This window comes from Mycolicibacterium brisbanense, assembly GCF_001570425.1.
In the GTDB taxonomy this organism is placed as follows: Bacteria; Actinomycetota; Actinomycetes; order Mycobacteriales; family Mycobacteriaceae; genus Mycobacterium; species Mycobacterium brisbanense.
Genome location: NZ_BCSX01000024.1, coordinates 167,050 through 188,117, shown reverse-complemented (window position 1 = coordinate 188,117; position 21,068 = coordinate 167,050). Strand labels below are relative to the sequence as shown.

At 68.2% G+C, this 21,068-nt stretch carries 20 protein-coding genes; 5 read left to right on the top strand and 15 right to left on the bottom strand.

Annotated elements, in window-relative coordinates; translation table 11 throughout:
- Positions 1-208 precede the first annotated feature (208 nt).
- Positions 209-2,371: a SulP family inorganic anion transporter gene (locus tag RMCB_RS13640; protein ID WP_062829189.1), complete on the top strand. Its 2,163-nt coding sequence runs from the start codon at positions 209-211 to the stop codon at positions 2,369-2,371.
- Between the two features lie 84 nt (positions 2,372-2,455).
- Here the strand turns inward: RMCB_RS13640 and RMCB_RS13635 are convergent, their stop codons facing one another.
- From RMCB_RS13635 to grcC1, 3 genes are all read right to left on the bottom strand, one after another.
- Complete coding sequence (locus tag RMCB_RS13635) at positions 2,456-3,097, bottom strand: DUF1326 domain-containing protein (RefSeq protein ID WP_062829188.1); 642 nt, start codon at positions 3,095-3,097, stop codon at positions 2,456-2,458.
- Positions 3,098-3,321: 224 nt separating this feature from the next.
- The gene (gene htpX, locus RMCB_RS13630; RefSeq protein ID WP_029371346.1) at positions 3,322-4,197 is read right to left on the bottom strand and encodes a zinc metalloprotease HtpX; all 876 of its coding nucleotides are present in this window, start codon (positions 4,195-4,197) and stop codon (positions 3,322-3,324) included.
- 69 nt (positions 4,198-4,266) lie between these two features.
- Positions 4,267-5,274, bottom strand: a complete 1,008-nt coding sequence (grcC1, locus tag RMCB_RS13625) for a nonaprenyl/(2E,6E)-farnesyl/geranylgeranyl diphosphat synthase (RefSeq protein WP_062829187.1) — start codon at positions 5,272-5,274, stop codon at positions 4,267-4,269.
- A 21-nt stretch (positions 5,275-5,295) separates the two neighbouring features.
- On the opposite strand from grcC1, the gene menJ reads away from it, so the two are divergent.
- Together menJ and RMCB_RS13615 are read left to right on the top strand one after the other, a co-directional pair.
- On the top strand, positions 5,296-6,519 hold the full coding sequence (gene menJ / locus RMCB_RS13620; RefSeq protein ID WP_062829186.1) for a menaquinone reductase MenJ: 1,224 nt from the start codon (positions 5,296-5,298) through the stop codon (positions 6,517-6,519).
- 87 nt (positions 6,520-6,606) lie between these two features.
- Positions 6,607-6,981 carry a hypothetical protein gene (locus tag RMCB_RS13615; RefSeq protein WP_062829185.1) on the top strand — a complete coding sequence of 125 codons (375 nt, stop codon included), beginning with the start codon at positions 6,607-6,609 and terminating at the stop codon, positions 6,979-6,981.
- Here the strand turns inward: RMCB_RS13615 and RMCB_RS13610 are convergent.
- From RMCB_RS13610 to RMCB_RS13590, 5 genes are all read right to left on the bottom strand, one after another.
- Complete coding sequence (locus RMCB_RS13610) at positions 6,971-7,450, bottom strand: TspO/MBR family protein (protein WP_062829528.1); 480 nt, start codon at positions 7,448-7,450, stop codon at positions 6,971-6,973. The two genes, RMCB_RS13615 and RMCB_RS13610, sit on opposite strands and share 11 nt — an antisense overlap.
- A 22-nt stretch (positions 7,451-7,472) precedes the next feature.
- Entirely contained in the window at positions 7,473-8,471 is a 999-nt protein-coding gene (locus RMCB_RS13605; RefSeq protein ID WP_062829184.1) for a CobW family GTP-binding protein, read from the bottom strand.
- 114 nt (positions 8,472-8,585) lie between these two features.
- Positions 8,586-9,275: a demethylmenaquinone methyltransferase gene (locus RMCB_RS13600; RefSeq protein ID WP_062829527.1), complete on the bottom strand. Its 690-nt coding sequence runs from the start codon at positions 9,273-9,275 to the stop codon at positions 8,586-8,588.
- A 26-nt stretch (positions 9,276-9,301) separates the two neighbouring features.
- Positions 9,302-11,941: a magnesium-translocating P-type ATPase gene (mgtA, locus tag RMCB_RS13595; RefSeq protein WP_062829183.1), complete on the bottom strand. Its 2,640-nt coding sequence runs from the start codon at positions 11,939-11,941 to the stop codon at positions 9,302-9,304.
- A 50-nt stretch (positions 11,942-11,991) separates the two neighbouring features.
- Positions 11,992-12,708: an MgtC/SapB family protein gene (locus tag RMCB_RS13590; protein ID WP_062829182.1), complete on the bottom strand. Its 717-nt coding sequence runs from the start codon at positions 12,706-12,708 to the stop codon at positions 11,992-11,994.
- A 114-nt stretch (positions 12,709-12,822) separates the two neighbouring features.
- On the opposite strand from RMCB_RS13590, the gene RMCB_RS13585 reads away from it, so the two are divergent.
- A complete protein-coding gene (locus tag RMCB_RS13585) occupies positions 12,823-13,176 on the top strand; it encodes an ArsR/SmtB family transcription factor (RefSeq protein ID WP_062829181.1) in 354 nt (117 codons plus the stop codon).
- A gap of 9 nt (positions 13,177-13,185) precedes the next feature.
- Here the strand turns inward: RMCB_RS13585 and RMCB_RS13580 are convergent, their stop codons facing one another.
- Positions 13,186-14,325, bottom strand: a complete 1,140-nt coding sequence (locus tag RMCB_RS13580; RefSeq protein WP_062829180.1) for a glycosyltransferase family 4 protein — start codon at positions 14,323-14,325, stop codon at positions 13,186-13,188.
- A 107-nt stretch (positions 14,326-14,432) separates the two neighbouring features.
- On the opposite strand from RMCB_RS13580, the gene RMCB_RS13575 reads away from it, so the two are divergent.
- Positions 14,433-15,104, top strand: a complete 672-nt coding sequence (locus RMCB_RS13575) for a DsbA family protein (RefSeq protein WP_062829179.1) — start codon at positions 14,433-14,435, stop codon at positions 15,102-15,104.
- Here RMCB_RS13575 and RMCB_RS13570 read toward each other — a convergent pair.
- The 6 genes from RMCB_RS13570 to RMCB_RS13545 all read right to left on the bottom strand — a co-directional run bounded on the left by RMCB_RS13570 (position 15,062) and on the right by RMCB_RS13545 (position 21,060).
- Positions 15,062-15,616, bottom strand: a complete 555-nt coding sequence (locus RMCB_RS13570; protein WP_407662121.1) for a DUF3592 domain-containing protein — start codon at positions 15,614-15,616, stop codon at positions 15,062-15,064. The two genes, RMCB_RS13575 and RMCB_RS13570, sit on opposite strands and share 43 nt — an antisense overlap.
- Entirely contained in the window at positions 15,613-17,271 is a 1,659-nt protein-coding gene (gene menD / locus RMCB_RS13565) for a 2-succinyl-5-enolpyruvyl-6-hydroxy-3-cyclohexene-1-carboxylic-acid synthase (RefSeq protein WP_062829525.1), read from the bottom strand. The genes RMCB_RS13570 and menD overlap by 4 nt, the downstream gene beginning before the upstream one ends.
- Before the next feature lie 9 nt (positions 17,272-17,280).
- The gene (locus RMCB_RS13560; RefSeq protein ID WP_062829178.1) at positions 17,281-18,069 is read right to left on the bottom strand and encodes an alpha/beta fold hydrolase; all 789 of its coding nucleotides are present in this window, start codon (positions 18,067-18,069) and stop codon (positions 17,281-17,283) included.
- A 34-nt stretch (positions 18,070-18,103) separates the two neighbouring features.
- On the bottom strand, positions 18,104-18,817 hold the full coding sequence (locus RMCB_RS13555; RefSeq protein WP_062829177.1) for a DJ-1/PfpI family protein: 714 nt from the start codon (positions 18,815-18,817) through the stop codon (positions 18,104-18,106).
- 11 nt (positions 18,818-18,828) lie between these two features.
- Entirely contained in the window at positions 18,829-19,797 is a 969-nt protein-coding gene (locus tag RMCB_RS13550; RefSeq protein ID WP_062829524.1) for a GlxA family transcriptional regulator, read from the bottom strand.
- A 117-nt stretch (positions 19,798-19,914) separates the two neighbouring features.
- On the bottom strand, positions 19,915-21,060 hold the full coding sequence (locus RMCB_RS13545) for an LLM class flavin-dependent oxidoreductase (RefSeq protein ID WP_062829176.1): 1,146 nt from the start codon (positions 21,058-21,060) through the stop codon (positions 19,915-19,917).
- Positions 21,061-21,068 lie beyond the last annotated feature (8 nt).

Here is a 21,068-nt window from a genome sequence, read left to right as displayed (position 1 = left end):
CTATGCGTCCACCATCTTTCGTTGACGCTCGCTCGCAGCGATAAATACGCTCGCCCATAGCAATTGGATGCTTGGAGCCAGCTGTCAAAACAACCGATCCTGGGTATTGCTGCGCTGCAACATCTTTCAATGACACCGCCGTCAATTCGCCAAAAGGTGCGCGTTCGCGCGTGCACCGACAACCGCCCGACCCGAACTGGAGCACGTGATGCAGCAAACTTCTCAACTGGCTGACAGGGCCAGATCCGTCCTGCGCTACGACCTCCCCGCCTCGCTGGTGGTGTTCCTGGTCGCACTACCGCTATCCCTGGGTATCGCGGTCGCGTCCGGCGCGCCGGTGCTGGCCGGGATCATCGCGGCCATCGTCGGCGGCATCGTCGTCGGCGCACTCGGCGGATCACCGCTACAGGTCAGCGGGCCGGCCGCGGGGCTCACGGTCATCGTCGCCGGGCTGGTCGCCCAGTTCGGCTGGGCCGTCACGTGCGCCATCACTGTGTGCGCCGGTGTTCTGCAGGTGCTGTTCGGCTTGAGCCGGGTGGCCCGTGCCGCGCTGGCCATCTCGCCGGTGGTGGTGCACGCCATGCTCGCCGGCATCGGCATCACCATCGTCCTGCAGCAGGCGCACGTCCTGCTCGGTGGCAGCTCCAACAGCTCTGCTTGGGAAAACGTCAAGGAGCTCCCGGCACAGCTGATCGGCGCGCACGGCCACGGCGTCATCTTGGGCGCCCTGGTGATCGCCATCCTCGTCGGGTGGCGCTGGATGCCCGCGGCGGTCAAGAAGGTGCCCGGCCCACTGGTGGCCATCGCGGGCGTCACGGCGTTCTCGCTGCTGGCACCGTTCAGCGACGTCAGCCGCATTCAGCTCAACGGCTCGCTGCTCGACGCCCTGGCACTGCCCAGCCTGCCCGACGGCAACTGGGGCGCATTCGCCACCGGCGTTCTGACGGTGGCGTTGATCGCCAGCGTGGAAAGCTTGCTGTCGGCCGTGTCGGTCGACCGCATGCACACCGGCCCACGTACCGACTTCGACCGCGAGATGATCGGCCAGGGCGCGGCCAACATCGCCTCCGGCGCGATCGGCGGGCTGCCCGTCACGGGTGTCATCGTGCGCAGCTCCACCAACGTCGCGGCAGGTGCCCGCAGCCGGGCCTCGGCGATCATGCACGGGGTGTGGGTGCTGGTGTTCGCGGTACCGTTCGTCGGCCTGGTTCAGCTCATCCCGACCGCGGCGTTGGCCGGCCTGCTGATCGTCATCGGCTGCCAGCTGGTCAACCGCGCACACATCGAAACTGCCCGCCGCACAGGTGATCTCGCGGTGTATGTGGTCACCGTTGTGGCGGTGGTGTTCCTCAACCTGCTCGAGGGCGTGCTGATCGGCCTGGCGCTCGCGGTGGCGCTGACAGTGTGGCGGGTGGTGCGCACCAAGATCTCGGCCGAGCCCAGCGGTGGTGACTCCTGGCGCGTGGTGATCGAAGGTTCCTGCACGTTCCTGTCGCTGCCGAAGTTGACGAGCGCGCTGGGCGAGGTTCCGCCCGGTGTCCCGGTCACCGTCGAGCTCTCGGTCGACTTCCTCGACCATGCCGCGCACCAGACGATCGAGGAGTGGCAACGCCAGCACCTGGCCACCGGCGGCACGGTCGACATCCACGACGTGGGCGCGGTCGAGATGCACAGTGCCGTGGCGGGGCCGCCCGTGCGCGGGTTCACGCCCTTCGACAAGCGCTCCGGTGTGGTGCCGTGGAGCTCGTGGCAGCGCGACGATTCGCCATCGGTGCTGCACGGCCTGGCCGCCTACCAACGCCGCACCGCCGCGGTGTTGCGGCCACACATGCAGGATCTGGTCGACGCCCAGCGCCCGGAGACGCTCTTCCTCACCTGCGCCGATTCGCGGGTCATCCCCAACGTCATCACCAGCAGCGGCCCGGGCGATCTGTTCACGGTGCGCAACGTCGGCAACATGGTGCCCGCCGGGCAGCGCGACGCCTCCATCGAAGCGGCCATCGCGTTCGCGGTCGAGAAGCTCGACGTCAGCTCGATCGTGGTGTGCGGGCATTCCAGCTGCGGTGCCATGACGGCCCTGCTCGGCAAGACCAACCTCGGCGAACACCTGGATTCCTGGCTGGCCCATGGCAATCCGTCCCTGGAGGCGTTCGACGACGGCAGGCATCCCGTGGCGCGCTCGGCTGCCGACGCAGGGTTCGGGAGCGTCGATCAGCTGTCGATGGTCAACATCGCGATACAGGTGCAGACGCTGCAGGCCCACCCGGTCGCCCGTCGCGTCAACATCATCGGGCTGTTCTATGACATCCCCAGCGCCGGCGTGCTGCGGGTGACACCCACCCACATCGAGTCCCTCGCCGACGCGGCCTAGCCATCTGCACCGCGAGCGTGCGTGTCTGTTGCCCGACACTCCGTGTTGGGGCAGCAGTCCACGCACGCTCGCGGTGTGTCGTCGTCAGGACTCCGGGCGCCAGTCGAACGGGAAGTGTTTGCTCGAGCCGCCCCGGTACTCGTGCGAGAAGTCGAACCCCACGGCGTGGTCTTCCTTCACCACGCCCCAAGTCGCAACCTGACCCGGGCCCACCTCGGCACCCGGCGCGTTGACGGTGGTCACGCGCCGGCTCGGATCCGACGTCGGACCCGTCAATGCCTCAACGCGCACGTCGACCTTGCCTGGAATCTCGGCGCGCCAGTACGCCAGATCCTTAGCGGCCTCAAACCTGATGGGCGCGTAGGAGATTCCCCGCAGGTCCTTGATGAGGCTGCCGAACTCCCCCGGCCACCCGCCTTCGTAGCCGGTGAAGATCTGGCCGAGCGCCTGCCGCTGCTCCGCGTCGGCCTTGTCGTCGATGTAGAACATCAGCGACATCATGGCGTTGGGGTCGCCGACCCACATGTTGCCGGTGAACTCGCCGAGCGCAACCACGCCGAGATCGCTCAGATCCGTTTCGCCGTAATGGCCTTCGTGGACTTTCCAGACGAGGGTGAACAGGCAGTCGCCGTGCGTGGGCTCCTGCGCGAAGCTGCACGGGCAGGGCAGTTTGCAGCTGCACACATCGAACCACTCGCCCCGCAGATGCCAATCCGTTGTCGCCATCGCCAACTCCTCTCGCTTTATACCCCCAGGGGGTATCTAACGGAGCTGACGCTACACAGCCGACGGCGCCTGCACAAGTACCCCCTGGGGGTATCCATCTTCGGGACTTCAGGCGGCGCGAGCGTGCGCAAAATGCCGACCGCGAGCGGCGTGTCGGGGGACAGACACGCACGCTCGCGGTGCAAGGGGACTCGCGGTGAAAGGGGACTCGCGGTGCAAAGGGACTAATAATGCCCTGGGCCGCGGCCTGCCATGTCCTCTAGCCGCCGGATGCGGTCGGCGATGGGCGGGTGGGTCGAGAACAGCTTGCCGATGCGCTCACCGGCACGGAAGGGGCTGGCGATCATGAGATGCGCCTGATCGGCCAACTGCGGTTGCGGGGGCAGCGGAGCCGCCTCGACGCCGCCGGAGATCTTGCGCAGCGCTGAGGCCAAGGCCAGCGGATCGCCCGTCAGCTCGGCACCGGACTGGTCGGCCTGATACTCGCGGGACCGCGACACCGCCAACCGCACGACCGTCGCGGCGATGGGCCCCAGCAGCGAAACCAGCAACAGCGCAAAGGGATTCGCATTGTCGCGGTTACCGCCGAACATACCCGCGAACATCGCGATATTGGCCAGGGCGGTGATCACCGACGCCATCGCGCCTGCCACGCAGGAGATCAGGATGTCACGGTTGTACACATGTGACAGCTCATGGCCCAGCACGGCGCGCAGCTCGCGCTCGTTGAGGATCTGCAGAATGCCGGTGGTGCAGCAGACCGCGGCGTTACGCGGATTGCGACCGGTGGCGAAGGCATTCGGATTGGCGGTGTCGGAGATGTACAGCCGCGGCATGGGCTGATGCGCGGTGGTCGCCAACTCGCGGACGATCCGATAGATCTCCGGGGCCTGCAGTTCGGTGACGGGCTGCGCGTGCATGGCCCGCAGCGCCAACTTGTCGCTGTTGAAGTAGACATAGGTGTTCATGCCGACGGCGAACAGCACCGCGAGGTACATCACGTTGCGGCCGAACAGCGAGCCGACGAACACGATGAGCGCCGACATGCCCACCAACAGCAGGAATGTCTTGAGTCGGTTGGCGTGAGGATTCCAGGTCATCAGCTTCCTCCTCGAGCTTGGGAAGTCTTCGCCGATTAAACGCTCAGCAAGCCCGCGCGGGTTCCGGAATCAGCCGTGCCGGTTCACGGTGTAGTCGACGAGCGACAGCAGCGCCCGGCGGCCCGGGACGTCAGGCAGGTTGTCCAGCTCGACGCGCGCCCGCGCCGCGTAGGACGCCACCGTTTCCTTGGCGCGAGCCATTCCCGGGGAGGATCGCAACAGGCTCAGCGCCTCGGCGACGTCCTCGTCACGCTCCACCGGCCCGGCCAGCAGGACCCGCAGCCGATCGGCCTCGGGCCCGGTCTCCTGCAATGCGTACAGCACCGGCAGGGTGTGGACGCCTTCACGCAGGTCAGTGCCCGGAACCTTGCCCGACTCGTCGGGATCGCTGTCGATGTCGATGATGTCGTCGGAGATCTGGAACGCGGTGCCGACGATCCCGCCGAGCCGGTCCAGCCGCTCGATCTGCTCGTCGTCGGCGCCGGAGAAGGTGGCGCCGAACCGCCCCGATGCCGCGATCAGGCACGCCGTCTTCTCGTAGACCACCTTGAGGTAGTGCTCGATGGGGTCGGCCTGCTCGGCAGCGCCCCGGGTCTCCCGCATCTGGCCCGTGACCAGCTGCGCGAATGTGTCGGCAATCACACGCACGGCGTCCGGGCCGAGCCGCGATACGAGCCGGGATGCGGTCGCGAACAGGTAGTCGCCTGCCAGGATCGCGATGTTGTTGCCCCACCTGGCGTTGGCGCTGGGTGCACCGCGGCGGACCTGCGCCTCGTCCATCACGTCGTCGTGGTACAGCGTGGCCAGATGCACCAGCTCGATCACAGAACCCGCGATCGCCACATCGGGATCGTCGGGCCGGGGCCCCAGCGAGGCCGCCAGCACCGTGAACAGCGGGCGGAAACGCTTCCCACCGGCCTGGAACAGATGCTGAACGGCCTCGGCCATCAACTCATCGGCTTTGCCCAGCTCAGTGGACATCAGATCTTCGATGCGGGCCACACCGCCGCGGACTTCGGCGGCAAACGCCTCGTCCCCGAAATCCACGCCCGCCACCACAGTCGCTGGTGTCCTCATTCGTCCAACATACTGGGACCGATGGACACCAATGCAGATGTGGTCGTTGTGGGCGCCGGTCCGGCCGGGTCGGCGGCTGCGGCGTGGGCGGCGCGCAGCGGCCGCGACGTGCTGGTGGTCGACGCCGCGCAATTCCCGAGGGACAAGGCCTGCGGCGACGGGCTCACCCCACGCGCGGTGGCCGAGTTGGAGCGTCTGGGCATGGGCGGGTGGCTCGACACCAAGCTGCGCCACCGGGGATTGCGCATGTCAGGTTTCGGCGCCGACGTCGAGGTGCCGTGGCCCGGTCCATCGTTCCCGTCGACCGGCAGCGCCGTGCCGCGCACCGAGCTCGACGACCGGATCCGCTCGGTCGCCGCCGACGACGGCGCGAAGATGCTGTTGGGAGTCAAAGCCGTTGGTGTGAGCCATGATTCCGGAGGCCGAGCGGACGCGGTGCACCTCGACGACGGGAGCACGATCCGGTGTACGGACCTGATCGTGGCCGACGGGGCCCGCTCGACGCTCGGTCGCGAGCTCGGCCGCACGTGGCACCGGGAAACCGTCTACGGCGTCGCGATCCGCGCCTACATCGCCTCGCCGCGGGCCGACGAGCCGTGGATCACCTCACATCTGGAGCTGCGCTCGCCCGAAGGCGCTGTGCTGCCGGGTTACGGCTGGATCTTCCCGCTCGGCAACGGGGAGGTGAACATCGGAGTGGGTGCGCTGGCCACCGCGAAACGCCCTGCCGACGCCGCGCTGCGGCCGCTGCTGAGCCACTACACGGAGCTGCGGCGCGACGAGTGGGGGCTGACCGGGCAGCCGCGGGCCGCGCTCTCGGCGCTCCTGCCGATGGGCGGCGCGGTATCGGGGGTGGCCGGACCCAACTGGATGCTGATCGGCGACGCCGCGGCGTGCGTGAACCCGCTCAACGGCGAGGGCGTCGACTACGGCCTGGAAACCGGCCGGCTGGCCGCCGAACTGCTGGGTGCCGGCGGGGGTTACGCGACGGCGTGGCCTGCGGTGTTGCAGGAGCACTACGCCCGCGGGTTCTCTGTGGCGCGGCGGCTCGGCGTGTTGCTGACGCTGCCGCGGTTCCTGCCGCTGACGGGTCCGGTGGCGATGCGCTCGACGTTCCTGATGAACATCGCGGTACGGGTGATGGGCAACCTGGTCACCGACGAGGACGCCGATTGGGTGGCCCGGGTGTGGCGAGCCGCTGGGCTGGTGTCACGACGGTTCGATCAGCGCAAGCCGTTCTCGTGAGCTGACCCGTCGGGCGTGTCGCCGGTGGGCGGCATACTCGCAGAAAAGATCGTCAAAAGTTTTGACGCTCCACAGGGGGAACAGCCGATGGCAACCGACGAACCGGCACGTGCACCGGCCTCCGAACCGTGGTGGGCCAACGATCCTGAGCTGCAGGAGATCATTCGTCGCTCAAACGAGCAGTTGCAACGCGAAATAGCAGCCTGCGCACCACTGCCGGGACCGCAAGCCGAGCCGGTCGCCGAGAATCTCTCGCCCACGGCCAGTCTGCGTCAACTCACCCGGATACGTGAAGAACTCGACCACCTGCAGACGCGGTATGAGAAGGCAGTCCTCACAGCTCGTAACGCCGGACTCTCGTGGGCTCAGATCGGCACTGCGCTCGGCGTCTCAAAGCAGAACCTCCACAACCGATTCCGCGACCAAGATCGGGCCATGCAACGACGGCCGGTCAGCGGTTGAGCATCCAGATCCGCGTGGAAAGCGCGGTCGCAAAGGCACACCAGAGCGGATAGGGCGCGAGCGCGGCGCCGCGCGGGCCCTGGGCAGCCACGGCGCGCCGGGTGAGATCGGCACTGCTGGCCGTGAGCGCCGCTGCGACGACGGCCGCGGTGCCGAGCCGTTTCTGGGAGAAGAAGATCCACGACCAGCCCGCGTTCATGACGAGGTTGGCGGCCAGTGCCGCGCCGAACGCGCGGGCCTCATCATCGCGATTCTCCGCGCGCAGAGCGTCCAGCGTCGTCGCCGAGACCGCGGCGATGTCGGCGTAGAGCAGCGGCCAGACCACCGGAAAGGCTTGGCGCGGTGGCTGAAACGACGGCTTGCGTAGTTGGGTGTACCACTGTGACTGCGCGGGCCGACTCGCCAGCCCGCCGACCACGGCCGTGGCCAACGCGGCAGATGCGGTCTTGATCAATGTGCTTGGTCGCATCATTCGTTGCTACCACGTTTCGTCAGTCTGCGTAGCGCAGCACTCCGAGGATCGCCTGGTCGTCGGGCGGCTCGGCACTGACGCAATCCTGCAGTGCCGACTTGACTGTGTCCGCGCACATGTCCGCGCCGATGAGCACGAGCGTGGTCGCGCGTTGTTCGGAGCTCTCCCACCGCCGTCGGGAAAACCGTAATGAACTGCCGACCAATTGCAGGAGAAACTTGCGCCCGGAGCCAGCCGCGCCGAAATCGATGAAACCCTTCGCCCGGTACAGGCCGGCGGGCCGGTCTCGCAAGAAGTCCATCAGTCGACGGGGGTCGAGCGCCCGGTCGGTGGTGAACTCCACGCTCTGATAGGCCGCATGCTCATGCTGATCGTGATCGTGTGTGTCCCATAGCAATTCGTCCAGGCTGAGCTGACCTGCCCGGGGTGCCCGCTCCGGCACGTCGATCAGCAGAGCCGGGTCCACGCGACCGAACTCGGTGGGCAGCACCGGAACTCGTGGATTGAGCTCGCGTACCTTGTCGGTGACGCAGGCAAGCTCGTCGGCGCTCACCTGGTCCGCCTTGTTCAGCACGACCAGATCCGCCACGCGCACACTGTGTCCCAGGTCGGCGCGGGCGAATTCGACGGCGTCGACCAGCAACACCAGACCCGCGTAGTGATACCGGCTGTCGTCGGCGGTGGCCAGCGTGCGCGCCAGCGCGGACGGCTCTGCCACGCCGCTGGCCTCGACCACGATGAGGTCCAGCCGGGGCTTGACCGCCGCCAGCTTGCCCAGCATGTCGGCCGCTTCGTCGGCATCGACCGCGCAGCAGATACAGCCGTTGGACAGCGACGCCATCGCATCCACCTGACCGGCGATCAGCATGGCGTCGATGTTGACCGCGCCGAAATCGTTGACCAGGGCGCCGATCCGCACGCCGCGACTGTTGCGCAGCAGGTGGTTGAGCAGCGTGGTCTTGCCCGCGCCGAGATGGCCCGCGACAGCCAGTACTGGTACCGAACCCGACGCCGCCATGCGGTCATCGTAAAGACAGGGGCGCGAGCGTGCACGAACTGCTGGCGCAGCGCGGCGTGTCGACCAGCAGACACGCACGCTCGCGGTGCGTCTAGCGGTGCTCTCGCGGTGCGTCTAGTCCGGTTTGGTGGCGGCGTGCAGCGCGACGATGCCGCCAGTGAGGTTGCGCCAGCGCACATTTGACCAGCCGGCGGTTCCGATGCGGCGGGCCAGCTCGGCCTGATCGGGCCATGCCCGGATCGACTCGGCGAGGTAGACGTAGGCCTCGGGGTTGCTCGAGACGGCGGTCGCCATCGCAGGCAGCGCCCGCATGAGGTACTCCTTGTAGACCGTGGCGAACGCGCGATTGGTCGGCGTCGAGAATTCGCACACGACGAGTCGGCCGCCGGGCCGCGTCACGCGGGCCATCTCCCGCAGCCCCTCCACATGGTCGACGACGTTGCGCAGCCCGAAGCTGATGGTCACCGCGTCGAACACGCCGTCGGCGAACGGCAGCCTGGTGGCGTCGGCCCCGACCTTGGGCACCGGCCGGCCCGCACCGGCCGCCAGCATCCCGACCGAGAAGTCCGCGGCCACGCACCACGCGCCCGAGGTGGCCAGTTCGACCGTCGACACGGCGGTGCCTGCCGCGAGATCCAGCACCTTGTCCCCCGGCCCGATGCCCAACGCCGCGCGGGTCTCGCGCCGCCAGAACCGATCCTGGCCCAGCGACATCACGGTGTTGGTCAGGTCGTAGCGCCGCGCCACCGCATCGAACATCGACGCGACCTCGTGTGGGTTCTTCTCCAGGCTCGCTCGACTCACCGTGCTGACGCTACCCGGCCGGTCGGTCACAGCCATGCGCGGTGCCGCCGCAGGTACCGCTGCTTGACCAGCTGCGCGCACGACGCGTAACCGACGGCAACCACGGCGAGCCACAGCACATAGGCGGTCGGCAGCGGCGTCATGTGCAGCGGGTCGGCCAACGGCGTGACGGGCAGCACCAGGCCGATGGATGCCGCGCACCACAACGCCAGCACCACCGTCGCCGCAGGGCCGGGGCGACGCCACGGCAGCTCGCGGGTGCGCAGCACGAGCACGATCAGCAGCTGGGTCAGCAGACCCTCGACAAACCAGCCGGTTTGGAACAGCGCGGGCGCATGGGCGCCGCCGAACCACCACCACAGCGCTCCGAACGTCGCGAGGTCGAAGAGTGAGCTGAGCGGCCCGAACGTCAGCATGAACCCGATGAGCCCGCCGGAGCGCCAGCGTTGCGGGACCCGCAGGTAGTCGTCGTCGACACGGTCCCACGACAGCGCGAGCTGGGCGGTGTCGTACAGGAGGTTCTGGACCATCAGCTGGATGGGCAGGATCGGCAGGAACGGCAGCAGCACGCTGGCCGCCAACACGGAGAGCACGTTGCCGAAATTCGAGCTGGCCGTGATCTTGACGTACTTCATGGTGTTGGCCAGCGTCCGACGGCCCTCGACAACACCGCGGGCGACGACGGCGAGGTCACGGTCGAGCAAGATCAGATCGGCGGCCTGCTTGGCGACGTCGGCCGCGGTGTCCGCGGCGATGCCCACGTCCGCGATCCGCAGTGCGGCGACGTCGTTGACGCCGTCCCCGAGGTAGCCGACGGCGTGGCCTTCCTGACGCAGCGCCGCGACGATGCGCGCCTTGTGTGCCGGTGTCAGCTCGGCGAACACGTCCGCCGCGGCGGCCAGCGCGCGGAGCTCCTGATCGTCGGCGTCATCGACGTCGGAGCCGAGAACCGTTGCGTGGGAGTCCAACCCGACGTGGTTGGCCACCTGCGCAGCCACCACCCGGCTGTCGCCGGTGAGGATCTTCACCCCGACGCCGTGGTCGGCCAGGCTGGTGACGGTCGCGGTGGCACTCTCCCGGATCGGATCCACGAAGCCGACGAAACCGACCAGCACCAAGCCGAATTCGTCCGATTCGCCGTAGTCCTCCCACCGCGCGGGCAGCTCCTTGACGGCCACGGCCAGCACCCGCATACCCTGGCGCCGGTAGGCCGCCACGATCTCGTCGGCCTCGGCGGTGAGCTCGTCGTCGAAGGCGATGACCTTGTTGTGGATGCGGATCTCGCTGCAGCGGGCCAACACCTGGTCGGGGTCGCCCTTGCAAATCATGATGTGCTCGCCGCGCTGCCTCGTCACCACGACGGTGTTACGGCGCCGACGATGGTTGAACGCGACCTCGTCGACCTTGGTGAACGCGGCGTCGGCGATGAACTCCATTTGCCCGCCCCCGAGGAGTTCGAGGATGGCGGCGTCGAGCGGGCTGTGCGCGCAGTCCTGGAAATGCACGCTGAGGTAAGCGAATTCGGCCACGGCCTCGTCGGGTCGTCCGGTGACGTCGATGCTGTGGGCGTAGATGATGCGGTCCTCGGTGAGGGTTCCGGTCTTGTCCACGCACAGCACGTCCATCGCACCGAGATCCTGAATGGCGTTGAGCCGCCGCACGACAACCTTTTCGGTGACCAGTCGGGTGGCTCCGCGGGCCAGGTTCGTCGTGACGATGACGGGCAGCATCTCGGGTGTGAGGCCGACGGCGACGGCCACGGCGAACATCGCCGCCTGCGCCCACACTCCGCTGACCAGACCGTTGACGACGAACACGATGGGCGCCATCACCAGCATGAAGCGGATCAGGGTCCAACCGACCGCGCGCACCCCGCGGTCGAAGCTGGATTCCGGACGGATCGCGGCGGCCGACGTTGTCAACGATCCGGTGTAGGTGCGTGGACCGGTGGCGATCACCACGCCGGTGGCGGCGCCGGCCACCACGGCCGTACCGGACAGACAGAGGTTCGGCGCATCGACAACCGCATCGCGGATCCCGGCATCCGGGTCCGACGGGCCCGGCCGGGCCGACTTCGACACCGGTAGCGACTCCCCCGACAGCACCGACTGATCGACCACGAGGTCGGTGGAGGTGATCAGCCGCACGTCGGCGGCGACGATGTCGCCGGCGCGCAACAACACGATGTCGCCCGGGACCAGGTCGTGTGGGGATACCTCGCGCTCCACGGGTTCGTCGGCATCGTCGGCGCGGCGGCGCACCGTCACGGTCGAGGACACCAGCTCGTCGAGCGCGCGCGTGGCGCGCTCCGAACGGGTCTGCTGCCACAGCCGCAGCAGCACCGCGAGCGCGATCATGAGGCTGACGATCCCGGCTCCCCGGATGTCGCGGACCAGCAGGAACACCACGTCGAGCCCGGCCAGCAGCGCCACGAACGGACTGCGGACCGCCGCCCGCAGGCGCGTCCACGCGGTGTCCTCGTCGTCGGGCGCGGGGTCGTTGTCGCCGAACCGGCTCAACCGGTCGGCGGCCTCGTTTTCGGTGAGCCCGCGCGGAGAGCTCTGCACCTGGTGAAACACCGTCAACACGGGTGCGGCGGCAAGCTCGCACAGGCGGTGGTTCTGTGCGTCGAGGACAGTGCCGAGGCCGGCTGCGTTGTCTGTCATCGTCGGCCCCTCACGCGGTCGAATAACCCTTGTCCACGGTACCTACGCGACTAGTGGTCGACGGCTTCCTCGACGTTGACGTTCCATCGCACGCTCGTCACCGACGGTTCCATACTCAGCCGGCTCACCGCGGATTCCATCTGCCGGTCGTCGCGCTGATCGCTGAGCAACTCGGCCCGCACCTCGACTCCACCGGCATCATCGGTGTTGGTGCTCGCGATCGACTGCAGCCGAAAGTCGGTGCGCGTCAACGCCTGTACCACCAGGGCCCGGATGTGTGCCTCGTGCTCGTCGCGCGTGGCAGCGACGAACACGTACGACGTCGGCTGCTCGTCGCCCGTCTCGGGGATGCGGTCGACGGCGCGGCCGACGAAACGCAGTGCGATGTTGACCAGAACGACCACGACGGTGCCCGCGGCGGCCACGTCGAAGAGCCCCGCGCCCGACAGCGCACCGACCGCAGCCGAACACCACAACGTCGCGGCGGTGTTGAGCCCGCGGACGCTCAGCCCGTCCCGCATGATGACGCCGGCGCCGAGGAAACCGATGCCAGAGACGATTTGGGCAGCCACCCGGGTGGGGTCAGCGGTTCCAGGGTCGCTACTGAAACCGTGCGCCGACAACAGCACGAACAGCGTCGACCCCACCGCCACGAGGGCGTTGGTACGCAAACCCGCCATGCGAGCGCGGTATTGGCGTTCCAGTCCGATCACGGTGCCCAAGCCGACACCGGATCCGATGCGCAGCAGCATCTCCAGCGTGGTCATCGCACACTCCTTTCGACCAGAAGGTGGGGCAACAGCAGTCAACCAGGAAATTCAAACACTTGCACAAGTGTTGAGTATGAGACAGTCTAGGTCAGGGACATCGAGAGGAGTTCCGTGCCCGCCCCCACCACCGCGCCCGACCCGGCCGACCCTGTGTCGCCCCGGGTGCTTCAGGACACCGCTTCGCTCTTCGGTCTGCTGTCGGCCACCGTCCGGCTGCACATCCTGTGGCTGCTCGACAGCGGTGAGCAGGACGTCGGGACGCTGGCCGAGAAGACCGGCCAGAGCATCGCCACGGTCAGCCATCACCTCGGCAAGCTCAAGCTCGCCGGCTTGGTCCGTGCCCAGCGCCACGGCAAGCGGCAGGTGTACGTCGCCACCGACGACAATGCCCTCGCGGTGATTCGCGTGGCGCTCAGCGCCGCTCAGCCCACCCTGCGCGCGTCCGACACCGCCCGCCACGCGTAGCGGAGCAACTCATCCGGCATGCCGGCGCAGCGTCACATCGGCGCCCGGCTGCACAGCCTCGTAGTGCCCGAGCAGTTCATCGCAGATCGCCGGCCAGGTACGGCCCAGCACACTGCGCCGCGCCGCCACCGAATACCGCGCCCGTTCGGCGATCAGATGATCGACCGCGGCAGGCAGCGCGGCGGTGAACTCATCGACTCCGAGCAACAGACCAGTTCGATACGGCGCCACCAGATCTCGCGGTCCACCGGCGTCAGGGGCGATCACCGGAAGCCCAGATGCCATCGCCTCCTGAACGGCCTGGCAGAACGTCTCATGCTCACCGGGGTGGACGAACACGTCCATGCTGGCATACGCCGCGGCCAACGCCTCACCGCGCAGTTCACCGGTGAAAATCGCTGAGGGAAGCACTGTTTGGAGCTTCAAGCGGTCGATCCCGTCGCCGACGATCACGAGCTGCAGGTCATCGCGCGCAGCGATGGCGTCCAGCCGTTCCACATGCTTTTCCGGTGCCAGCCGGCCGACGAATCCGACCACCGGGCGGCCATCCGGCGACCACGACGCCCGCAGCGCATCGTCACGCGCCGACGGCGCGAACCCGGTGATATCAACCCCGCGGGCCCACTTGTAAACCCGTGGAATGCCATGGGCTTCAAGGTTTTCGATTGCGGAGGTCGAGGGGGCGAGCGTGCGGTCGGCCTTGGCGTGCAGCCGACGCGTCCACGCCCACGACACCCGCGACAGCACGCCGACCCCGTAGCTCTCGGCGAAACCGGCGACGTCGGTCTGGAACACCGCGACCGTCGGCACACCCAGGTACCGGGCGGCATGCACGCCGCCCCAGCCGAGCAGGGCCGGTGAGGCGAGGTGCACGACGTCGGGCGCGAACCCGCGCAGCACGCTCACCATCCGGGGCCGCGGCACGCCAAGGGGCAGCGAGGTCACTTTCGGGAACATGTGCGACGGCACCCGATGCACCCGGATACCGTCGTAGACCCGGTCGGCCGGCGGTTGCCGGCGCGGGGTGTCCGGAGCGATGACGAGCACCTCATGGCCGGTACGGCGGAGATGCTCGATCACCCGAAGCACGGAGTTGGTGACGCCGTTGACATTCGGGAGGAAGGACTCTGCAACGATTGCCACGCGCACGTCACGATCGTCGCAGCGGCACCTGTCGGAAAGGTTGCCGACGGGGATACGACACGCAAAAACCTGACCTGCGCGCTCGCGTCATCCTGGGACTACGCTCAGTTGGCATGCGAATCACGCGGTTGCTCGGCGCGCTGGCCATGAGCCTGGCACTGACCACCGCGGGCTGCACTCAGGTGGTCTCCGGCGTCGCGGCACCCGACCCCAATGGGCCGCCGACCGAGATCACCAAGGACGGCTCGGGCATTCAGGTGGGGTTCACCGATGCGCCGCTGCAGATCGAGATCTTCACCGAGCCCCAGTGCCCGCACTGCGCTCAGCTGCAGCACGACTTCGGCGACGAGATCAGCAGCTACATCAACCTCGGCGAGCTCGCCGTCACCTATCGCCCGATGACGTTCCTCGACGTCGACGGCCACGACTACTCGGCGCGGGTCAGTAATGCCCTGTTCCTCGCGGCAGGCCCAGGCACCGGCGGCGTGCACTTCCAGCGCTACGTCGAGGTCCTGTGGAGCCACCAGAAGCCCGGCGCCCAGGCACCGAGCGATCAGGAGCTGGCCGACATGGCGCGGGAGAGCGGAGTCGGGTCGGAGCATGTCGCCAAGATCGCCGCGGGTGAGCCCGGAGTCGACACCGGCGAGATGGCAGACCAGAACGTCGAATTCCTCAGCGAGATCCAGGACACCATCGGCACTCCGACGGTCTACGACCTGAAGAACGACAAGATCATCGACATCTACGACAACGACTGGCTGGCCAAGCTCTTGTCTGCGATCTGACGGCGGTCGAACCGTTTCTGCAGCACCGCCAGCCCGGCCAGCGCCGCGCCGGCCACCAGCCAGCCCACCACCGCGATGGACCCGGCCGGGATGATCGCCAACGACGCGTTGCGGTCGCGCACCCGCACCAGGTCGGGGTCGTTCTTGTCGTATTCGACGTAGATCCGCATGCCGGTGTCGAGCTCGGAGGGGTAGAGCACGCCGAGCTCGGGTCTGTAGGTGACCCGATCGGGCGTGACGAACTCGATGGTCGAGCGCCGCGGCCCCGCGCTGAGCACCTCGGCGGCGGCCACTCCCATGTGCCGCTCGATCTGGCGGTCGTTGCGCCAGGCGCCGAGCACCAGCAGCACCGATTGCAGGGTCACCAGGCACGCGACGATCACCACCCCGATGCGGACGCGGCGGATGACACGTTGCGCGCGGGTCTCGCAGCCCTCGCCCGAGAGCCGCGGCAGCAGAGCTTGCGCCCACGCACGCAGCCGGTGCACGGCCGCATCCACGCGCACTCTCACAACGCTGCCTTGATGGACGCGTGCAGCGCGCGCAACGAGGACCGGTCGGCCTTCACCTCCAGTACCCGCATGGTGCCGCCGGGTTCGGCCAGCGCGTCGCCCAGCCCGTCGACCTCGATCTGGCGGTGTTCGACGTGATAGGCGCGGCACAAGGCACCGACGTCGACGTCGTGCGGCGTGCCGAAGACCCGGGATGACACGTCGGAGAACCGAGGGTCGCCCTGTTCGAGCAGCTCGAAGATGCCTCCGCCGTTGTCGTTGGAGACCACGATGGTCAGCTCGCGCGGCGTCGGCTCGGTCGGGCCGATGAGGAGCCCCGAGCTGTCGTGCACGAAGGTCAGATCGCCCATCAGCGCGATCGTCCGGCCGACGCGCTCGTGGGCCAGGGCTGCGCCGACGGCCGTCGACACCGTGCCGTCGATGCCGGCCACGCCGCGGTTCGACTGCACCTTCACCCCTGTGGCGTCCAGCGCCACCAGAGCAGCGTCCCGCACGGGGTTCGATGCGCCGAGCACGAGCTGGTCGCCGGGACGTACCGCAGCGGCCACCGCCGCCGCGACGTGCAGGCCGGTGGTCAGCGGATGCGCCTTGAGCTGGTCGCGCACCGCAGCCACCGCGTGCCGGTTCACCTCGGCGCAGCGGCGCAGCCAGGCAGCGTGCGGGGTGCCGGAGGTGACCGCGCGGGTGCCGGTGGCCTGCGAGTTGCCCGACACGTCAGGCCAGCGCGGGCCCGTCGTCAAGGCATAGACCGGCACCGACGGGTCCGCCAGCAGCGACGACACCGGGCGGTGCAGGGTGGGCCTGCCCAGCATGATGACCTGCTGAGGATGCACCAGCCGCAACGCCAGTGGGTGCAGCGGGTTGGCGGCAGGCGGCGCGGTCGGCTCGGCGACCGTCGGCAGCTCCGCCAGGTTCGGATGCACACCCGCGCCGTGTCCGGCGATCACCACGGTGTCCGGCGTCAGGTCGATGTCCAACGGCTGATCGAACGTGACCGGCGGGGTGAAGGTCCACGGCTTACCACCGGGCCTGCCGTCAGGAAACACGGCCGGCGTGCCCGCCGCGTCGTCGGGAACCAGCGGTTCCCGCAGCGGGATGTCGAACTGCACCGGGCCGGCGTTGGCGGTACGCGAACCGGTGGCGGCCGCGATCACCCGGCACGTCGCCGAGCGCCACTGGGCGTTGAGGGCATCCATCTCGCCGTGCGCGCCGCCGCTGAGGTCGGGAGCGAGCCCGAGGCTGATGTTGGCCCGCACCTGGGTGCCGAAGTAGCCGAGCTGTTCGAAGGTCTGGTTGGCGCCTGTTCCGAGCAGCTCGTAGGGCCGGTTGGCACTCAGCACGATCAGCGGAACCCGCGCGTAATTGGCCTCGACCACCGCGGGGCCGAGATTGGCCACCGCGGTGCCGGAGGTCATCGCCACACAGACCGGGGCGCGCCGCGGGCCCTCGGCACCGCAGGCCAGGCCGATCGCCAGGTAGCCGGCAGTCCGTTCATCGATACGCACGTGCAAGCGAATCCGGCCTGCTCGATCGGCGTCGGACAGCGCGAATGCCAGCGGAGCGTTGCGTGATCCGGGACACAGCACGACATCGCGGACGCCGCCGCGAATGAGTTCGTCGACGACGACACGGGCCTGTGCCGTCGATGGGTTCACCACCACAGCCTATTGGGCTCGCGATTCGGCGAAGAAATTGAGGATCGCGGCGTTGACTTCCTGCGGTTTCTCGATGAAGCCCAGGTGGCCGGTGTCGGGAATCTCCAGGTACCGCGCGTTCGGGATGGCCTGGGCCACCTCCTGCCCGAGGTGGGGCGGCAACACCACATCGTCGGCGAACCCGACGACGAGCACCGGGGTGCGAATGGCTGCGTAGGCGGGCAACCGGTTGCCGTCGGGGCCGACGTCGAGTTGGGCGCGCAAGCCGGGCGTCGGCTTGGTGGGCCACATGGTGAACATCTCGCTCCAGTCCCGTGCCGATACGTCGTTGTTGAGCGTCTTCGGCGAAAAGCTTTCCAGCATGCGGACTTTCGCGTCGAACGTCGGCGGCAGCTGCACACCGGAACGATCCAGGTCGCGTTCGGCCTCCCGGAAGAAGTCGCGCGCGCGATCGTGGCGACCACGGGTGGCCAGCAGGACGGCCGAGTGCACCAGCTCGGGGCGGGCCAGCATCAGTTCCTGCGCGATGAACGATCCCATCGATACGCCGACGATGCGTACCGGCGCCGCGTCGAGCTTCTCGATCAGCTCCGCGGTGTCGGCCACCATCTGGGCGGTATCGAATCCCTCCGCGTTCTCCGTGGCGCCGATGCCGCGGTTGTCGAAGGTGATGCAGCGATAGCCTGCACGCTGGAACTCCGGCACCTGGTGTAGATGCCAGGTGCGGCCGGCGCCACCGCGGCCCGCGATGAAGAGCACCGGCTCACCTTTGCCTCGTTCGTCGTAAGCCAGGTTCACCCGGCCGACATTACTGCCCGACGCGGCTGTGGATTCAGCGGCGGGCGCGCACGGCGTCGAGTGCGCGGTCCCACAGCAGCAGCGTGGTCGCCTTGAGTGCGGCGGGCTTCATCGCGTCCTTCGACAGCATGGCCGTCGCGGCCGCTTTGGTCGCTGCGGACGCCTTGGACATGTGACCGGAATCGAACGGCGGCTGCGGGTCGTACTCGATGCCCAGCTGGATGGCCTTGGCCTTGGCTTCGCCCGCGATCTGGCCGGCCAGCCACATCGCCAGGTCGATTCCCGCCGAGACGCCCGCGGCGGTCACGATCTGATCGCCTGCGTTGACGATCCGCTCATCGGAGACCGGCGTCACGCCGAGGGTCTTCAGGACCGGCAATGCCATCCAGTGCGATGTCGCACGGCGGTCACGCAGGATGCCCGCGGCGGCCAGCAGCACCGAACCCGAGCACACCGACGTCGTCCAGCTCGCGGTCTCATGGGCCTGACGCAGCCATGCAATGAGCTTCTCGTCGCGGGTGTGCTCGATGGTCGTCGGTCCGCCGGGCACCAGAATGAGGTCCGGAGAAGGGGTTTCGTCGAACGAGTGCGTGGCGCCGATGACGAGCACGCCGGAGTCCGCGGTGATCGGGCCGGGCTCGTGCCATACGAACCGAACCTCTGCGTCGGGCAGGTAGTGCAGGATCTCGTAGGGCCCGATGAAGTCGAGCGCGGTGAATCCGGGGTACAGGACGATGGCGATCTGCATGTTTCCTCTTTTCAGGCGAAGGTTTTTCGGTATTGGTCGGGTGAAATGCCGATCCGCCGAACGAAATTGCGCCGCATGGTTTCCGCGGTGCCGAACCCGCAGCGCATCGCGATGGCGGTCACGGTGTCGTCGGTCTCCTCGAGCTGACGACGCGCGGCATCGGTGCGGATGCGCTCGACGTAGGCACCCGGCGCCTCACCGACCTCATCGGTGAACACCCGGGTGAAGTGGCGTGGGCTCATGGCGGCGCGGCGCGCGAGTTCGGCGACGCTGTGCGCGCCACCGGGCTGGGCCTCGATGGCCTCCTGGACATCGCGGATGGGTTCGCGTTTGGCCCGGGGCATCCACACCGGCGCGGCGAACTGCGTCTGCCCGCCCGGACGTCGCAAGTACAGCACCAGCCAGCGGGCGACGGTCTGGGCGACGTCGGTGCCGAAGTCGTCCTCGACCAGTTTGAGCGCCAGGTCGATGCCCGAGGTGACGCCCGCCGCCGTCCAGACGCGGTCGGAGCTGCGGACGAAGATCGGCTCGGGATCGACTGCCACCGCGGGGAACTCCTCCGCCAAGCGACCGGCCGAGGCCCAGTGGGTGGTGGCCGGGCATCCGTCGAGCAACCCGGCCTGGGCGGCGATGAACGCGCCGGTGCACACCGTCACGACGCGGCGGGCGTGCGGCGCCGCGGTTCTGATCCAGTCGATGACGGCCGGGTTGGCGCGGGCGGCGTCGGCGCCGACACCGCCCGGGATGACGATGGTGTCGATCGGCAAGTTCGGGTCCGGCGGTGGTTGTGCGACGAATTCCAGGCCGGTCAGCGTCGCGACGGGCTGACCGTCGATCGACACCAGCGCGGCGGTGTAGCCCTCGTCGGTGCGCCCCTGACTGGCCAGGTGCAAGGTGGCGCCGGTGAACACGTCGAACGGTCCGACCAAGTCGAGCGCTTGTACGCCGGCGTAGCCGAGGATCACCACCGATCGCGTCATGACTTCAGTCTTGGCGATGTCGGCCGTGTCGTCTATGCCATGCACCCCACAGATCAGGACATGACTTGGGGCGCCATGACCGCCCGACGCCGTCAGGTGCCGGCGTGACGGGTCTGATTACAACTTCTTGAGCTTGCGGACCGCCTGAGCGAACAAGACGGTCGACAGCAGCCCCTTACGCAGATTGCGTTGCAGCGGACCGATATTGGCAACCACCAGGTAGCGCACTCCGGCGTTACGCCACTGCATCGCGCGGTCGACGATCTCGTCGGTCGTCCCGCACACGTACATATCGCGCAGCACCGACATCGGCACCTTCTTGATGTAGGACAGCGCGGTCTGCTCGTCCCAATCCTGCGGCAGGATGTCTTGCGCGCCACTGAAACCGACACCCAACGGATGTTCGGCTCCGTGCCGCGCGAAGTACTCGTCAGACGCGAGCAGCGCACCGGCCCTGGTGACCTCCGAGTCCAGGGCCTCGTCGACATCGTCCTGGTTGCGCCCCGGCACGATCATGACCCACAGCGCAGGCGTGATCGCCATCGGGTCACGTCCGGCATCCGATGCCGCAGACCGCAGAGCATCCAGGCGCTGGGCATATTCCTCCGGGGTGTGCGGGAACGCCGGGAAGTAGCCGTCGGCGTAACGCCCCACCGCTCGTAGCATGCGGGGTCCGTGGGCGGCGATCCAGATCGGCGGCCATGTGCCCCGATACGCAGGCAGGTCGAAGATCGCGTTGCGCAGCGGAAAGTACGGCGAATCCCGGTTCACCAGTTCACCTTTGGAATCCCACAAGGCACGAATGGTGGCCATCGCCTCTTCGAAGCGCGCCACCGGCTTCGACCACTCCACGCCGTAAGGCTCGTTGCCCTCGCGCTCACCGGTGCCGATACCCAGGATGAAGCGGCCTCGGGTGAGCAGGTTCATCGTCGCGGCGGCCTGCGCGGTGACCGCCGGGTTGCGCCGCCCGGTGTCGGTCACGGAGACGCCCAGCCGCAGGCGGGCCATCCGGTTGCGCGCCGCGAGATTGCCCAGCATGGTCCACGGCTCCAGGTAGGCGTCCGCCGACGGCAACATCTTTGCGCCTGCGGCAAACTTCGGCTGCCACAGTGTCCTGGGAAACAACGCATTCAGATGATCGGGCACCCACACGGAGTCGACACCACACGCGACCGCGCTGAGGTAGTTGGCCCGGGTGAACGAGTCCGCGCGAGGCCGCGAGGCGATCGCCGGATCCATGATGCCGACGCGAAATCCAGACATGGGGCGAC

What these genes read in the sequence shown, in the direction of transcription:
- RMCB_RS13550 (WP_062829524.1), bottom strand. Translation starts at nt 19,797, where the DNA reads ATGACGCGATCGGTGGTGATCCTCGGCTACGCCGGCGTACAAGCGCTC.
- grcC1 (WP_062829187.1), bottom strand. Translation starts at nt 5,274, where the DNA reads ATGAGGACACCAGCGACTGTGGTGGCGGGCGTGGATTTCGGGGACGAG.
- htpX (WP_029371346.1), bottom strand. Translation starts at nt 4,197, where the DNA reads ATGACCTGGAATCCTCACGCCAACCGACTCAAGACATTCCTGCTGTTG.
- RMCB_RS13605 (WP_062829184.1), bottom strand. Translation starts at nt 8,471, where the DNA reads ATGGCGGCGTCGGGTTCGGTACCAGTACTGGCTGTCGCGGGCCATCTC.
- RMCB_RS13635 (WP_062829188.1), bottom strand. Translation starts at nt 3,097, where the DNA reads ATGGCGACAACGGATTGGCATCTGCGGGGCGAGTGGTTCGATGTGTGC.
- RMCB_RS13575 (WP_062829179.1), top strand. Translation starts at nt 14,433, where the DNA reads ATGCGAATCACGCGGTTGCTCGGCGCGCTGGCCATGAGCCTGGCACTG.
- menJ (WP_062829186.1), top strand. Translation starts at nt 5,296, where the DNA reads ATGGACACCAATGCAGATGTGGTCGTTGTGGGCGCCGGTCCGGCCGGG.
- RMCB_RS13590 (WP_062829182.1), bottom strand. Translation starts at nt 12,708, where the DNA reads ATGACCACGCTGGAGATGCTGCTGCGCATCGGATCCGGTGTCGGCTTG.
- mgtA (WP_062829183.1), bottom strand. Translation starts at nt 11,941, where the DNA reads ATGACAGACAACGCAGCCGGCCTCGGCACTGTCCTCGACGCACAGAAC.
- RMCB_RS13555 (WP_062829177.1), bottom strand. Translation starts at nt 18,817, where the DNA reads ATGCAGATCGCCATCGTCCTGTACCCCGGATTCACCGCGCTCGACTTC.
- RMCB_RS13610 (WP_062829528.1), bottom strand. Translation starts at nt 7,450, where the DNA reads ATGCGACCAAGCACATTGATCAAGACCGCATCTGCCGCGTTGGCCACG.
- RMCB_RS13545 (WP_062829176.1), bottom strand. Translation starts at nt 21,060, where the DNA reads ATGTCTGGATTTCGCGTCGGCATCATGGATCCGGCGATCGCCTCGCGG.
- RMCB_RS13615 (WP_062829185.1), top strand. Translation starts at nt 6,607, where the DNA reads ATGGCAACCGACGAACCGGCACGTGCACCGGCCTCCGAACCGTGGTGG.
- RMCB_RS13640 (WP_062829189.1), top strand. Translation starts at nt 209, where the DNA reads ATGCAGCAAACTTCTCAACTGGCTGACAGGGCCAGATCCGTCCTGCGC.